This window comes from Rhizobium sp. BK591 (genome assembly GCF_014195045.1).
GTDB classification, from domain to species: domain Bacteria; phylum Pseudomonadota; class Alphaproteobacteria; order Rhizobiales; family Rhizobiaceae; genus Rhizobium; species Rhizobium anhuiense.
Genome location: NZ_JACIAZ010000001.1, coordinates 916,449 through 930,689, shown reverse-complemented (window position 1 = coordinate 930,689; position 14,241 = coordinate 916,449). Strand labels below are relative to the sequence as shown.

13 protein-coding genes and 1 other annotated feature are annotated in these 14,241 nt (G+C 61.5%); of the genes, 6 read left to right on the top strand and 7 right to left on the bottom strand.

Annotation, left to right across the window (positions count from 1 at the left end; genetic code table 11):
• Positions 1 to 55 precede the first annotated feature (55 nt).
• Positions 56 to 979, top strand: a complete 924-nt coding sequence (locus tag FHX10_RS04480; protein WP_029733195.1) for a LysR family transcriptional regulator — start codon at positions 56 to 58, stop codon at positions 977 to 979.
• Positions 980 to 1,000: 21 nt separating this feature from the next.
• Here FHX10_RS04480 and FHX10_RS04475 read toward each other — a convergent pair whose 3' ends face one another.
• The 4 genes from FHX10_RS04475 to FHX10_RS04460 form a co-directional block, all read right to left on the bottom strand.
• Positions 1,001 to 2,467: a SulP family inorganic anion transporter gene (locus tag FHX10_RS04475; protein WP_029868238.1), complete on the bottom strand. Its 1,467-nt coding sequence runs from the start codon at positions 2,465 to 2,467 to the stop codon at positions 1,001 to 1,003.
• A gap of 70 nt (positions 2,468 to 2,537) precedes the next feature.
• Positions 2,538 to 2,593 (bottom strand) — a sequence feature (sul1 is cis-regulatory element that is thought to sense ions involved in sulfur or methionine metabolism; They are found in Alphaproteobacteria).
• A gap of 137 nt (positions 2,594 to 2,730) precedes the next feature.
• Entirely contained in the window at positions 2,731 to 2,982 is a 252-nt protein-coding gene (locus FHX10_RS04470) for a hypothetical protein (RefSeq protein ID WP_025554522.1), read from the bottom strand.
• Between the two features lie 77 nt (positions 2,983 to 3,059).
• The gene (locus FHX10_RS04465) at positions 3,060 to 3,437 is read right to left on the bottom strand and encodes a response regulator (RefSeq protein WP_025554521.1); all 378 of its coding nucleotides are present in this window, start codon (positions 3,435 to 3,437) and stop codon (positions 3,060 to 3,062) included.
• Positions 3,438 to 3,733: 296 nt separating this feature from the next.
• Positions 3,734 to 4,522 (bottom strand): DUF899 domain-containing protein, encoded by a 789-nt coding sequence (locus FHX10_RS04460; protein WP_025554519.1) that lies wholly within the window; start codon positions 4,520 to 4,522, stop codon positions 3,734 to 3,736.
• Between the two features lie 207 nt (positions 4,523 to 4,729).
• On the opposite strand from FHX10_RS04460, the gene FHX10_RS04455 reads away from it, so the two are divergent.
• Together FHX10_RS04455 and FHX10_RS04450 are read left to right on the top strand one after the other, a co-directional pair.
• Positions 4,730 to 5,377: an ankyrin repeat domain-containing protein gene (locus FHX10_RS04455; protein WP_025554517.1), complete on the top strand. Its 648-nt coding sequence runs from the start codon at positions 4,730 to 4,732 to the stop codon at positions 5,375 to 5,377.
• A 45-nt stretch (positions 5,378 to 5,422) separates the two neighbouring features.
• A complete protein-coding gene (locus tag FHX10_RS04450) occupies positions 5,423 to 5,947 on the top strand; it encodes a YHS domain-containing (seleno)protein (RefSeq protein WP_029723084.1) in 525 nt (174 codons plus the stop codon).
• Between the two features lie 17 nt (positions 5,948 to 5,964).
• On the opposite strand, the gene FHX10_RS04445 is transcribed toward FHX10_RS04450, so the two are convergent.
• On the bottom strand, positions 5,965 to 8,184 hold the full coding sequence (locus tag FHX10_RS04445) for an adenylate/guanylate cyclase domain-containing protein (protein WP_025554514.1): 2,220 nt from the start codon (positions 8,182 to 8,184) through the stop codon (positions 5,965 to 5,967).
• 233 nt (positions 8,185 to 8,417) lie between these two features.
• Between FHX10_RS04445 and FHX10_RS04440 the strand changes: the two genes are divergently transcribed.
• The gene (locus FHX10_RS04440) at positions 8,418 to 9,185 is read left to right on the top strand and encodes an adenylate/guanylate cyclase domain-containing protein (RefSeq protein ID WP_025554513.1); all 768 of its coding nucleotides are present in this window, start codon (positions 8,418 to 8,420) and stop codon (positions 9,183 to 9,185) included.
• A gap of 71 nt (positions 9,186 to 9,256) precedes the next feature.
• Here FHX10_RS04440 and FHX10_RS04435 read toward each other — a convergent pair whose 3' ends face one another.
• Complete coding sequence (locus tag FHX10_RS04435; protein WP_025554511.1) at positions 9,257 to 9,634, bottom strand: hypothetical protein; 378 nt, start codon at positions 9,632 to 9,634, stop codon at positions 9,257 to 9,259.
• Positions 9,635 to 9,840: 206 nt separating this feature from the next.
• Positions 9,841 to 10,230 (bottom strand): hypothetical protein, encoded by a 390-nt coding sequence (locus FHX10_RS04430; RefSeq protein WP_025554509.1) that lies wholly within the window; start codon positions 10,228 to 10,230, stop codon positions 9,841 to 9,843.
• 362 nt (positions 10,231 to 10,592) lie between these two features.
• Here FHX10_RS04430 and uvrB point away from each other — a divergent pair, with 362 nt between their 5' ends.
• Together uvrB and FHX10_RS04420 are read left to right on the top strand one after the other, a co-directional pair.
• Entirely contained in the window at positions 10,593 to 13,577 is a 2,985-nt protein-coding gene (gene uvrB, locus FHX10_RS04425; RefSeq protein ID WP_184389105.1) for an excinuclease ABC subunit UvrB, read from the top strand.
• A 141-nt stretch (positions 13,578 to 13,718) separates the two neighbouring features.
• Positions 13,719 to 14,105 (top strand): GNAT family N-acetyltransferase, encoded by a 387-nt coding sequence (locus tag FHX10_RS04420; protein ID WP_025554792.1) that lies wholly within the window; start codon positions 13,719 to 13,721, stop codon positions 14,103 to 14,105.
• The last annotated feature ends 136 nt before the right edge of the window (positions 14,106 to 14,241 follow it).

Sequence of the window (14,241 nt, the reverse complement as noted above, 5' to 3'; positions counted from 1 at the left end):
CGCATTGAACCATAATGGCCTATAATTGAGAAACATCGTACCATGTGGAGCTACAATGCTCGATCTCAACGATATCATGATCTTCGCCCGCGTCGTCGAAGCGGGCAGCTTCACCGCCGCCGCGCGCTTGCTCGGCATGCCGAAGACGACGGTCAGCCGCCGCATCGCCGAGCTGGAACGCGAACTCGGCGTGCGGCTGCTGCAGCGCACGACCCGCAGCCTCAACCTGACGGCTTCAGGGCGTCTCTACTACCAAGAAAGCAGCCAGGCGCTACGCACCATCGAAGGCGCCAACCTGCAGCTTGCGGAAGCGCGTGCGGAGCCTGCCGGCACGATCCGCATATCGGCGCCGGTCGGCTTCGGTGGCCATTTCCTCCAGGATGCGATCTTTGGATTTCTTTCGACCTACCCGAAGACGAGGGTCGAACTGCGCCTGACCGACGACAGGCTGAACCTCGTCGAAAACGGCATAGACTTGGCCTTCCGCACCGGTGTCCTCGAGGATTCTACCTTGGTCGCCCGCAAACTCGGCTCGATGCACCGCCTTCTCTGCGCAAGCCCGGATTATCTCGCCCGCTGCGGCCCGCCCGCCGCGCCTGAAGATCTCGTCCGCCACGACTGCGTCATCGCCGGCCAGTCTGTCCATGCGCAATGGTTGCTGGAAGGTCCGCGCGGTCAGGAAACGATCGCGGTTTCGGGCCGCTTCGCCGCCAACGAGATGCAGGCGGTGATGGCCGCCGCAATCGCCGGCCACGGCATCGCCCAACTGCCACACCGATTTGCCGAAGCCTGCATCAAGGATGGGCGGCTTCGCCGCGTTCTCGACGGCTATACGACCCCGGCCGGCGGCTTCCATGTCGTCTATCCCAGCAGCCGACACCTGCCGCCTTTGGTCAAAGCATTCATTGAACTGGCCGTCACACGGCTGAACTCCACAGGAACTGGCGGGAGCGAGGAATTCGCCATCATATCGCCTTAGGATGAAATCCGACCTTAGCCGTTAGACCTCCTTCAACACCACCTTGCCGTCGAGACTTCCGATCAAAGTCGCGCTGGCTTGGTTAAGGCCCGCGACCTCCACGGCGATGTCGTGCGCCCTAAAACGATGGACGACCTTGTCGAGCGCAGCAACGGCCGTGATGTCCCAGAAATGCGCTTCGGACACGTCGATCAGCACGGTCTTGCCGATCGCGTCCTGAACGTCGAAAGCCTCGACGAAGACATCGGCAGAGGCAAAAAACACCTGGCCGGACACGCGGTAGGTCAGCCGCCCGGTCGTTGCGTCGGGCGCGACGTCCACCCGCAGCAGGCTAGCAACCTTGAAGGTGAAGAACACGCCGCTGAGCAGCACCCCGACCGTCACCCCGAGCGCCAGGTTCGCGGTGAAGACGGTGACGATGACGGTCGCCACCATCACGGCGCTCGACATCCTGGGATGGACCACCACGGCTCGGAGCGACGACCAGTCGAACGTGTCGATCGATACCATGACCATGATCGCCACCAGTGCGGCGACGGGAACCTCGGACACCCACGGCTTCAGGAGCACCATCAGGATCAGCAGGAACGCGCCGGCAAACAGCGTGGAAAGCCGGCCGCGCCCGCCATATTTCACGTTGCTGACTGTCTGGCCGATCATGCCGCAGCCGGCAATGCCGCCGAACAGGCTCGCGGCCGCATTGGCGAGACCGAGACCGGTACATTCGCGGTTCTTCGAACTCGGCGTATCCGTGAGATCGTCGACGACACTCGCCGTCATCATCGATTCCAACAGCCCGACCATGGCGATGGCAAGTGCGGGTCCGGCGATTATGCTAAGCGTTTCCAGCGTCAGCGGCACAGCCGGCCAGCCGAACACCGGAAGCGATTCCGGCAGCTTGCCGAGGTCAGCGACGGTGAGCACGGGAAGCCCGAGCACCATCGACGCGACGGTCAGGATCAGGATGCAGATCAGCGGCGACGGGATCGCGGTGGTGATCCGCGGCGTCAGGTAAATGATAACAAGCCCGGCGATCAGCACGGCATATTCCATCCAGCCGGCACCGACAATATGCGGCATTTGCGCGGCAAAGATCAGAATAGCTAGCGCATTGACGAAGCCGGTGCGGACGGATTTCGACACGAAGCGCATCAACACGCCAAGGCGCAGCAGGCCGAAGCCGATCTGGATTAACCCCGCCAGCAGCCCGGCCGCAAAGAGATAGGGCAAACCATGGGCATGCACCAGCGGCGCTGCGACCAGCGCCACCGACCCGGCGGCGGCCGAAATCATCGCCGGGCGTCCACCGGTAAATGCAATGACGATGCTGATCACGAAAGAGGCAAACAGACCGACTTCGGGATCGACTCCCGCCACGAAGGAAAAGGCGATCACCTCGGGGATCAGGGCGAAGGTCGCCACCGCTCCGGCGAGCATTTCGCGCATAGGATTGGCGGACCAATCACGACGGATGGAGGAAAGCAGCATGGGATAGATTCTCGCAAAGCATGGCCAGACCCGCTCTGGCGAGCGGTCGCGTGACGGCATGCAGGTTTTGCTTTGTCTGGCGGATCGGCGGCCAGAAGAGCCACCCGGGGTCTCACCGGGTCCGTTGTGAATGCCTGCGGTATAGACGAAATTTTTACCGCAGCGCAACATTCAACTGCACTGAAATGAAAAATGCAAAAGTCAACGAGCAGCCTCAAATGCTCGAGGTGCGCGCACCTTGCGCCCTCTGGATTGAGGAGCCTTCACTGCCAAAGGAAGTCCGGCCCTGTGCTTTGGGACGTCAGCTTGAGCGTCCCATCCGGTTGAACGACATAGGTTTCGAAGACGCGGTAACCGAAATCGCCGAGAAAGGTATTCTTGACCACCGTTCCCGGACGATAGGGCGAATGGAGGACCTTTCCGCCATAGGTGAGGCTGCCCGGAAGAGGCTGCGGATCCCCTGCGCTGGCGCAAGCGCTGAGAATGAAGAGAACGGCAATGAGCGCGTGCTTCATCCGGACTGTCTCCTCAGGTGGGCGCCAACGGTCTGAATGACGCCGATCTTCTTCTTATCACAACATAGCCTTGCTGTTCAGAACGCAGCCTTGCTGCTGTCGAAGTCTTTGCGTCGCGCCGCCGCCCGCGAGAGCGCGCTGGCGACCCTCTCGTCGGTAAAGGGCTTGGCGATCACATCAAGCGCACCGTCGATACCGTGACCGACGCTCTCGGGACTGCCAGTCACGAAGATGACGTCAACTCTATGGCGATCGATCAGCCGGCGCGCGAGCTGGGCGCCGCTCAGCCCGTCGGAGAGACTGAGATCGACGAGCGCGACATCGCTTCTTTGAGCGTGGGCGAGAGCCTGCTCCACCGTCGAGACCGGCCCAATGGTCTGGTGTCCGGCCTCTTGCGCGATGCGCTCGAGTTCCAGAGCGATAAAATTCTCGTCTTCAACGATCATGACCTTCATGCATAAGCCTCCCCATAGACGGCCCTGTCAGGCGCACTGCCGGTAGCGGCTACAACGCAACCGTCCCCGAAAAGTTTCCACTTTGAGAAGAATAAGTTGGCGATCAGCGGGCAGCGTTACCGGCCCCGCTGCTGGTCCTGTGGAGAAACCAACCGATGGCGCGGTCGCTCCGGCATCGGGAAAGCACGGGCCGCGGCCGGCAAGGCAACGGCTCTATGGCGGGCGGCCGAAGATTTGACGGCGCGGCCCGACGGACCGGCGCCTGCAGGCCGCTGATCCGCAGCCGCCTGCCTCCCTCACGGTTTCTCGTTTGCGCTCTCGGCCCGAAACGCCGCCTCCCCTGCATCAGACACCTCGACCCACTTCTTGTCGGGCTCGGCGTCCGGCACATAACTGTCGTGCCAGTTCCACCACTTGTAGGTCGGGGTCTGGGGGTAGCCCTTGGGCGAGTCTTCCCAGACTTCCTGGCGGCCGAGCGGGGTGATGTCGAGGTAGTTCCAGGTGCCGCCCATCTGCTCGTCGCCACGGTTGTTGATGAAATAGGTGCGGAAGATGCGCTCGCCGTCGCGGTAGAACACGTTGGTGCCGTGCCACTCGTCGACGCCGAAATCCTTGTCGAAGCTGTCGGTGATGGTAACCCACGGCATCGTCCAGCCCATGCGCGCCTTCAGCCGGGTGATGTCGGCCTGCGGCGCCCGCGAGGCAAAGACCAGTGTCGTGTCGCGGGCGTTGAGATGGGCGACATGGGCGACCTGATCGGCCACCATCGAGCAGCCGCGGCAGGCATGCTCGGGCCAGCCGAACACGCCGGGCTCGTAAAAGGCGCGGTAGAGGATGAGTTGGTGTCTGCCTTCGAACAGATCGAGCAAGCTGACTTTGCCCCCGGGACCTTCGAACGCATAGGCCTTCTCGACCGCCACCCATGGCATGCGCCGGCGCTCGGCGGCGAGCGCATCGCGAGCCCGGGTCTCGGCCTTTTCCTTGACCAGCAGCTGTTCGCGGGCCGCCTCCCAGGCCTGCGGCGACACGACTGGCGGCTTGTGCATGGCTTGTCCGCTTTTTCCATTCTCGGCTGAAGCAGTCATGGTTCAATCTCCTCATCAGGGCGAATTCCCTGGTTTGGAAGCCCGGTTCATCGCGCATTGGTCTGAGATAGTTTCGCATCGGAAATCGGACAGGGGGAGTAACAAGTGTGACCGTATTCCCCGGAACCGTTGGTCGCAGCCGCAGCGCATGCGTGGTGTTGACCACGAGCGCGTCCATTAGCGTAATCTTGTTTACGGCCGGCACGCGTGCTAAAACGCGACAAAACGGCGCATGCGAACCCCAATCAAGCCGAGATCGTGCCCGTGAATGTTTTTATCGCGACTGTTGCTGCGCTTGCCATGGGCGTGCTGCCATCATGGGCTGGTCCTTTGCACCAGGCGGCTGGGGATGGCGATGTCGCACGCGTCAAACAGTTGCTGGATCAGGGCTCCGATCTGTCGGAGGTCGATGAGGCGGGCGAGCCGGCGCTGATTATCGCGTCATTGGCGGGCCATGCCGATGTCGTCGCTCTTTTGCTGGATCGCGGCGCCGACATCGAAATTCGCAACAAGGGTGGGCTGACGGCACTGCATGCGGCAGCCTATGGAGGAAATCTGGAGGTGGTGAAACTGCTTGTCGCAGAGGGAGCTGTCGTCAACGACAGGAAGAATTTCTATCAGATGTCGCCGCTGCACGGCGCCGCCGAAGAGGGCCGCACTGAGGTGGTCGCTTTTCTGTTGACGAAGAATGCGGATGTCGAAGCGACGGAAAGAAATGGGTACACGCCTCTCACTCAAGCCGGGTGGCGGGCGCATTGGGATACGGCCAAATTACTCATAGAAGCCGGTGCTGTTTGCCAGAAAGCCGAGCTTGTAGGCGAACCGCTCTACAAGGAATGCACCAAACGGCAATAGCATTTCGCTTGAGGTAACAGACCGCGTCCGGGAACGGAGCTTGTTATGTCTTATCATGTGCAAAAATGCGGAAAGCGGGTGGGCGTAACCGTTGGCGCTACGGTCATGCTGCTCTCCTTCCTTCAGCCTGCGGGGGCCGAGGAACTCGTCAATACCGGCTATTTCGGAAATGTTGCGATCAAGGGCTACGATCCGGTCGCCTATTTCACGGAAAATCAGGCCATCGAAGGATCCGAGACATATTCCTATCACTGGCTTGGCGCGACCTGGTATTTTTCCAGCGCTAGAAATCGCGACCTCTTCAAGGGCGATCCGTCCAGATATGCGCCGCAATATGGCGGCTATTGCGCCGATGGCGTGTCCTTGGGGACGGTGACCACCAATATCGATCCGAAAGCCTGGCGGATCATCGACGGCAAACTGTATCTCAGCTATGATCCCGGGGCGGCGGAAGGCATGGAGAAGAATCCGACCAAGGTGACCGACTCCAAGAAGCATTGGTCCGAAGTTCAGCAGACACTGATTTCGGAGAAGATGCACACCGTCTGGCAGCAACCGGCGACGAAATGAAGCCCATCGCCGGCACGTCAGGGCGTAAGTGAAAAGAACGTCAGGGCGCGCGGCGTCACGTGTACATATGGCCGGTCGCCCTGCTCGCCTGTGGTGTTGCGGTAGACATATCCGCATACCATCCGGTCGAGGAAGTAGCCGGCGAATTTTTCGCAGATTCTGTCGCCTCGCACCTCGACCGTGCCGGTGATGTTGGTATTGGCGCTGCGATAGGCCGTGTTTCCGGCCTTGTCGAAATACTGCATGAAATCCGTGCCGTTCTTGTGCTTGCCGCTCCAGCTTTTGCCGTCGACGAGATTGCGCAGCTCTGCCTCGCCGAGCCTGTCGCCTTGATTGCCTGTAAAACCGAAGGGCCATTCGGGAATGCCGGCCTTTCGCAATCCGGCCAGATGGCGCTGCAGATCACCGTCCTGCCAATAATCATAGAGATAGCCGTAATAGGTCAGATTGCTCTCCGGGAAGAGCTCCAGCAGCTTTGCCGTCTCCGCCGCGGCCCTGGTTTGATTGCCCTGATCCGCATAGGCAGCCGCCAGATATTCGCGCGCCGGCTCGACCTTCGGCAGGCTGTGGAGCGTCGGCTCTATCAGCGAGATCGCCCGCTGGTCGTCGCCGGCGGTATAAAAAACGATCCCCGCCAGCAGTTGAAAGCTCGGCGCCGGCGATGGGTCGAGCCGCAAGGCCTTCTCCATCTCGGCGACGGCCTGGCCCGCGCTTCCGGTGTGAACGAGGATGAGCGCGAGATTGGCGGCGGCCTCCGCATCGTTCGGCTGCATCGCGACGGCCATATTGGCGGAGTTCCTGGCCTCCGTCTCGCGCCCGTCCACCCATTGCAGCAGGGCAAGGACGGTGTGCGCCCTGGCATTGTTGGGATCGAGCTTGAGCGCCTGCCCGGCGGCGTCATAGGCGATCTTGCGGGCAACGGCCGCCGACCAGAGATAATTGTAGTCGTTGCGCCAGACATCGACGGCGACGCGCGCAATGCCCGCATGGGCATTGGCAAAGCCCGGGTCGAGATCGATCGCTTTCTGGTAGAAGGAGAGCGTCCGGCGATAGGTATCGACATCCCTGAAGATGAAGCCCTCCTGCTCGGCCCTCATGTAATAATCATAGGCTTCGAGATTTTCGGTCGGGATTCGGGCCAGTTGGTCGCGCTCGCGCGCGCTGAGCTTGACCGACAGGGCCGCAATGATCTTGCCGATCACATCGTCCTGAACCGCGAAGAGATCGGTATACTGGCGGTCGTAGCGCTCGGCCCAGAGCGACAGGCCGGTGACCGCGTCGATCAGTTTGACATTGATCCGCAGCCGCGGCCCGGCGCGCTGCAAGGTGCCTTCGAGCACATAGTGAACACCGAGTTCGGCAGCCACGTCCTGGATCTTGCCGGCGGAGTCCTGGATGGCGAAGACCGAATGGCGGGCGATGACGAAGAGACCCGATACTTTCGACAGTTCGGTGATCAGGTCGTCGGTCAACCCCTCCGCGAGATGGTCGTGCTCGGTATCGCCGCTGACATTGATGAAGGGCAGAACTGCAACCGAGGGCCTGTCCGGCAGCGGATAGGCAAAACGTTCGCCGAGCCCCGGGGGTTTTGCCGGCATCCACGGCTGCCACCACCAGAGCGCCGCACCGGCAAGAGCGAGGATGACGGCGGCTGCGATGCCCGCAATGAGGCGGCGCATCGGCGGGCGCCTGCGGGTCTTGACGGTTTTGCCGGCAGCAGTCGGATCGAGCAGGACGCGATAGACCCGGACCGGTTCGGTGATGCTCTTCAGCCGCTGCTCGCCGAGCGACGCGAAACCGACCGGGACTTTCGATTTCACCTGGTCGTATGTCGTGCCCGATATGGCGATGCCGCCCGGCTCCCCCAGCGCCTGCATTCGATCGGCGATATTGACGCCGTCGCCCTGGATGTCCTCGCCCTCGACGATAATATCGCCGAGATTGATGCCGATCCGGAACTCGAGCCGATGCTCCGGGACAACAGCGGCATTATGCGTGGCTTTCAGCTGTTGAACCTCCACCGCGCAGCGCAAGGCATCGACGACACTCTGGAATTCGACCAGCAGACCATCGCCCATGGTTTTGACAAGCCGGCCGTGATGACGCTCGATCGCCGGCTCGAAGACATTGTCCTGATCCGCCTGGAAACGCGCACGCGTGCCCTCTTCGTCGATCTGGCTCAATCGACTGTAACCGACGACATCAGCGATCAGGATTGCTGCAAGACGGCGCTCCATCCCCGGTCTTTCCTGGAGAGCGAATGTATTATGAACAATATCCTACAGGAGGTCCTATCGCGATGCTATCGCCGCACCACACGATATTCGACTTGGCGGCGATGTGTCTGATCAGGATGGCGCCGGACGAAAGACTTCAAGCCATCATTGTCTTCGATGATTGGGAGAGTTGTCAAAAGCAACCAAGTATTGGAAGCTTGTTTTTTTGGCTATCAGGCGACGGATTTGGAAACATGACGACAACCTCTTCCATGGAGCCGGCCAGGCACGGCAGCGCCAGGATCTGCCGCGGCTGCTGGGACCAGATGCATATGCCGATCCCGATCGGCGGCCCCCTCGCTTTGCCCTTCCGCGCCTTCGGCATCACTCGCAGCAAGATGAACCCCGATATCTGCACGATCTGCGAGCGCTCCTTCCAATATGTCAAGAAGCAGCGCCAGATCACCGTCGACGCCACCATCCTGTTTGCCGATATCCGTGGTTTCACGGATCTGTCGGAGCGTATCGAGGCGGTGCAACTGAGCGAGATCGTCAGCCTGTTCCAGGATCGCTGCGCGCAGGCGATCTGGGCGCATGACGGCATCGTCAACAAACAGATGGGCGACGGACTGATGGCGATCTTCAATTTCCCAATCGTTCGGAATGATCACGCCGGCGCTGCGATCCTGGCCGCCCTAGAAATACAGCGAAATTGCGCCACAGCGCTGAACGGCCTGACGCTCGAGGCATTACCCGGCCGCACCCTCGGCGTCGGCGTCGGCATCCACTCCGGCGAGGTCCAGATCGGCGAATTCTCAAGCTTCCGCAGCGATTTCACCGCGATCGGCGGAGTCGTCAATCAGGCCGCAAGGCTCGAATCCCAGGCCGCCGCCGGCGAGATCCTGATCTCTGCCGAAACGACTGCGAAGGCGCCCGCTCTCACCGCAGACGCCGAAACGCGCATGCTTGCCCTGAAGGGTATCGAGCAGCCGGTGCAGGCAAGCGTGCTGGTCAAGCGCTGAGTGACGAGATCTCTGGTTTTGATGGCGTCCGAAAGGGTGCCGGCGAGGCTGGCAAAGACCCCGCCTCTGGCTCAGTACTTCATGTTCCGGAGTTCCGGAAAATCATGGTAACGCAGCCGTTCGTCGTGGCAGCGATAGTCGTTCCTTTTCAGGTACAATATCATGTTGTGTTGCAAGCCCAGGCCGATATAGGACCAGTTTGGGTTGCCGCGCTCCGTCGTGCGCGTGCAATAAGCATATATCTGCTTTTCCGGATTAAGCAGAACCACGCTGGAAATCTCCGCCTTTACGAAGTTCCCCGGTTTAATGGTTCCCCGCAGAGCGTCGACGTACTCGTGTCGCACTGCGCTGGAAGGCGGCCGTTGGGAGTCTGTAACGGATTGCGGCACCGCGGTTTGGCAGCCGGCCAATACCAGCAGGGCAGCGTAAGCAAGGAACTTGATTTTCATTCCGTTGAAGCTCTCTCAATCAAAATTGATGGATCGGGTTTCCCGAGGCTGCAAGCAGCAGCGCCGCACCCTGTGCTTCGAGGCTCCGCCTGCGCGGCTACGCACCTCAGCATGAGGAAGGTTGGAGGATGCCGCGCGCCCATGACGGGCATGCCGCGCTGCCGCTCATCAAAGCCTCGAACGGTGGCGCGCCCCTCGCTCCTTCATCAGGTTTTCATGCCGTTCATCTCAGGAAACGGGTAGTAGCGCAGCCGCTTGTCGCGGCAGCGATCGTCATTCACCGTCGCGCCTAATATTTTGCCGTCCGTGAAGGAGACGCCGAGATAGGCCCAGTCTCCCCAACTGCGCTTGGGCACCACCCGCACACAGTAAGCATAGATCTTTTTTTCAGGATCGAGCAGAACCACGCTGGAAATGCGAGCCCATACGACTTCTCCCGCTTCGTGCCTGTAGGTTCTCTTGAACACGATGTTGACGAAGTTCTGCCGGACGTCAGTCGAGGGAGGACGCTGGGAATCTGCAACGGATTGCGACACCGGGGCATTGCAGCCGGCCAGCGCCAGCAGGGCGGCACAAACAAGGACTTTAATTCTCACTCAATTCATCTCCAAATAAGCCGACGCGCAGTCGCGATATATTTCCTACAAACATTGCGAGAATATTATTTGCAATACACGATCTTGGGACATGCTTAACGTTAGCAAATGGTTACCGCACAACGATGGTGAACTGCTGTTAGCCCGAGCTTATTGCACCCGTCGTGCCCCGCGCCGGAGCGCCGACACGCAGTGAGCCTCACCTCGAAGGGCGAGGCGGGTGCTCCGGCGGCAGACAGAATGCAAGGAGCACTGTTGCGGTCCTGCGTTGCAAACTATTCACACTTTCGAACACACAGTTCGTTTCCCTTTTGTACTCTTTCCCTCTTCCCTTTCGCGCTGACTCTCTCCATATTCGCGCCATGGCTAAATCTCCGAAGAAATCCCCCGCCCCGAATGGCTTCGAGGAAGCCGCCCAATCGTCCTTTGAGGGAGCCCCGCTTTCCGGCTCTGTCGCCGACTGGGTGAAGCAGCTCGAGGCTGATGCCGAGGCCTCGGGCGTCGAGACCCAGCGTCAGATCGCCTCAAAGGCGGGCAAGCATCGCAAAAAGGTCGAGATCGCCGCCTCGAAATCGGCGCGCGGCACTTCCATGGGCGGCTCGACCGACCCGAAGACGCGCGCGGCCGCCGGCCTCAATCCCGTCTCCGGTATGGATACGACGCTGGAGGAAGCTTCGTCGCTGCAGGCCGGCACCGCCGTCACCGCAACCGTAGAGGCGCTGTCGGCGCTGATCGAGAGCGGCAATCCGCTGCACAAGAACGGCAAGATCTGGACGCCGCACCGCCCTGCCCGGCCCGACAAATCCGAAGGCGGCATCGCCATCCGCATGCAGTCGGATTACGAGCCGGCCGGCGACCAGCCCACGGCCATCCGCGATCTCGTCGAAGGCCTGGAGAATGGCGACCGCAGCCAGGTGCTGCTCGGCGTCACCGGCTCCGGCAAGACCTTCACCATGGCCAAGGTGATCGAGGCGACGCAGCGCCCGGCCGTCATCCTGGCGCCGAACAAGACGCTGGCCGCCCAGCTCTATTCCGAATTCAAGAACTTCTTCCCCGACAATGCGGTGGAATATTTCGTTTCCTACTATGATTATTACCAGCCGGAAGCCTATGTGCCGCGCTCCGACACCTATATCGAGAAGGAATCCTCGATCAACGAGCAGATCGACCGCATGCGCCACTCGGCGACGCGCTCGCTGCTCGAACGCGACGACTGCATCATCGTCGCCTCGGTCTCCTGCATCTACGGTATCGGCTCGGTCGAGACCTATACGGCGATGACCTTCCAGATGTCGGTCGGCGACCGGCTCGACCAGCGTCAGCTATTGGCCGACCTCGTCGCCCAGCAATATAAGCGCCGCGACATGGATTTCACCCGTGGCTCCTTCCGGGTGCGCGGCGATACGATCGAACTCTTCCCCGCCCACTTGGAAGATGCCGCCTGGCGCATTTCGATGTTCGGCGACGAGATCGACGCCATCACCGAGTTCGACCCGCTCACCGGCCAGAAGGTCGGCGACCTGAAATCGGTGAAGATCTACGCCAATTCGCACTATGTCACCCCGCGCCCGACGCTGAACGGCGCCATTAAGTCGATCAAGGAAGAGCTGAGGCTTCGCCTGGCCGAACTGGAAAAGGCCGGCCGCCTGCTGGAAGCCCAGCGCCTGGAGCAGCGCACGCGCTACGATATCGAAATGCTCGAAGCCACAGGCTCCTGCCAGGGCATCGAGAACTATTCACGTTATCTCACCGGCCGCAACCCCGGCGATCCGCCGCCCACCCTCTTCGAATACATTCCCGACAACGCCCTCGTCTTCATCGACGAAAGCCATGTTACCGTGCCGCAGATCGGCGGCATGTATCGGGGCGACTTCAGGCGCAAGGCGACGCTGGCCGAATACGGCTTCCGCCTGCCCTCCTGCATGGACAACCGACCGCTACGTTTTGAGGAATGGGACGCCATGCGCCCCGACACCATCGCCGTCTCTGCCACGCCGGGCAGTTGGGAGATGGAGCAGTCGGGCGGCGTCTTCGCCGAACAGGTGATCCGCCCGACCGGCCTGATCGACCCGCCGGTCGAGGTCCGCTCGGCCCGCAGCCAGGTCGACGACGTGCTCGGCGAGATCCGCGAAACATCCGCCAAGGGTTACCGCACGCTCTGCACCGTGCTGACCAAGCGCATGGCCGAGGACCTGACCGAATATCTGCATGAGCAGGGCGTGCGCGTGCGCTACATGCACTCCGACATCGACACACTGGAGCGTATCGAGATTCTCCGCGATCTCCGCCTCGGCGCCTTCGACGTGCTCGTCGGCATCAACCTGTTGCGCGAAGGCCTCGACATTCCCGAATGCGGCTTCGTCGCCATTCTCGACGCCGACAAGGAAGGCTTCCTGCGCTCGGAGACATCGCTGATCCAGACCATTGGCCGTGCGGCGCGTAACGTCGACGGAAAGGTCATCCTCTATGCCGACCAGGTCACCGGTTCGATGAAGCGGGCGATGGAAGAAACCGGTCGCCGCCGCGAAAAGCAGATGGCCTATAACGCCGAACACGGCATCACGCCGGAATCGGTCAAGGCCAGGATCTCCGACATCCTCGACAGCGTCTACGAACGCGACCACGTCCGCGCCGATATCTCGGGCGTCTCGGGCAAAGGCTTCGCCGATGGCGGCAACCTCGTCGGCAACAACCTGCAGACCCATCTCAACGCGCTCGAAAAGAGCATGCGCGACGCCGCCGCCGACCTCGACTTCGAAAAAGCCGCCCGCCTCCGCGACGAAATCAAACGCCTCAAGGCTGCCGAACTGGCCGTCATGGACGATCCGATGGCACGCGAGGAGTCAAAGGCGATGGAAGGCGTCAGACGGAACGCCAAAGCGACCCGCGAGTCCCTTCTTCCCGCGGGGGGTCCGGAGGACGGGTCGAGACAAGCGGCTCGACCCGGGTCGGTGCCCGGCAGAGCGGATGAGGCAGCCACCGCCTCCTACTTCACCAGGCCCAGCCTCGACGACATGGGCCCGGGCACCCCGCTCTTCCGGAAACCGGATCTGGATGAGATGGGCCGGGACATCGCCGAACCCGCAAAGAAGAGCCTGTTCCGCAAGAACGACCTCGACGAAATGACCGTCGGCCGAACGGAAAAGCCGGTCATCGGCCAGGTTCCGGAAAAGCCGGAAGCCGCCAAGGGCACCAAGCGGTTTTCGCCGTTGCTGGAAGGCCAGCCGGAGCGCGATGACGTGCGGCCGGTCGTCCGCGGGAAGACCGGTGTTGGGAGTTATGAGGACCCGGGTGAGCAGAAGCGCAAGGGGCGGACAAAGGGGAAGACGGGGCGGCCGGGGCGGTGATCAACGAATTCTACGTGTCTTGAAAGCGAAATTAGGTACGTGGCCACCACAGGTGCTCTTCGCCGTCACAAAATGAGTCAGGCCCGCCCCTGCCTTTGATCGGGAAGACCCTCCATGCCCGCTGAATGAAGGGAACCGCCAATGCCAGAACTGCGCATCGACCCGTTCCCCTCCGCCGCCGAACTGAACGCCCTCTGGTCAGCCGTCTGGGGCACCTCTGAAAGCCGCGACTTCACTCCCATCCTGTCCCGCAGCCTCGCCCATATCGGCGCCTACCGCGACGACAGGCTCGTCGGCTTCGTCAACGTCGCCTGGGACGGCGGCATCCATGCCTTCATCCTCGACACATCGGTCCATCCCGACATGCAAAGGCAGGGCATCGCGACGCGCATGGTTCGGCAAGCGACGAGCCTCGCCCGCGAGCGCGGCGCCGAATGGCTGCATGTCGATTTCGAACCGCACCTGACCGGCTTCTACCGCGCCTGCGGTTTCAGGTCGACGAAGGCAGGACTGATCAAGCTCGCGTGAGGCCTCCCGCGTGGGAAACCGGAACAAGTCAAAGCCAGCACCAACCTGCGATAGTCAGGAGGACCGTCGCACGGCGCGACACCACCGAAAAACCCGCTGAAAACACAATTTTCCCGAGAGCATCCCGGCTGAAAAT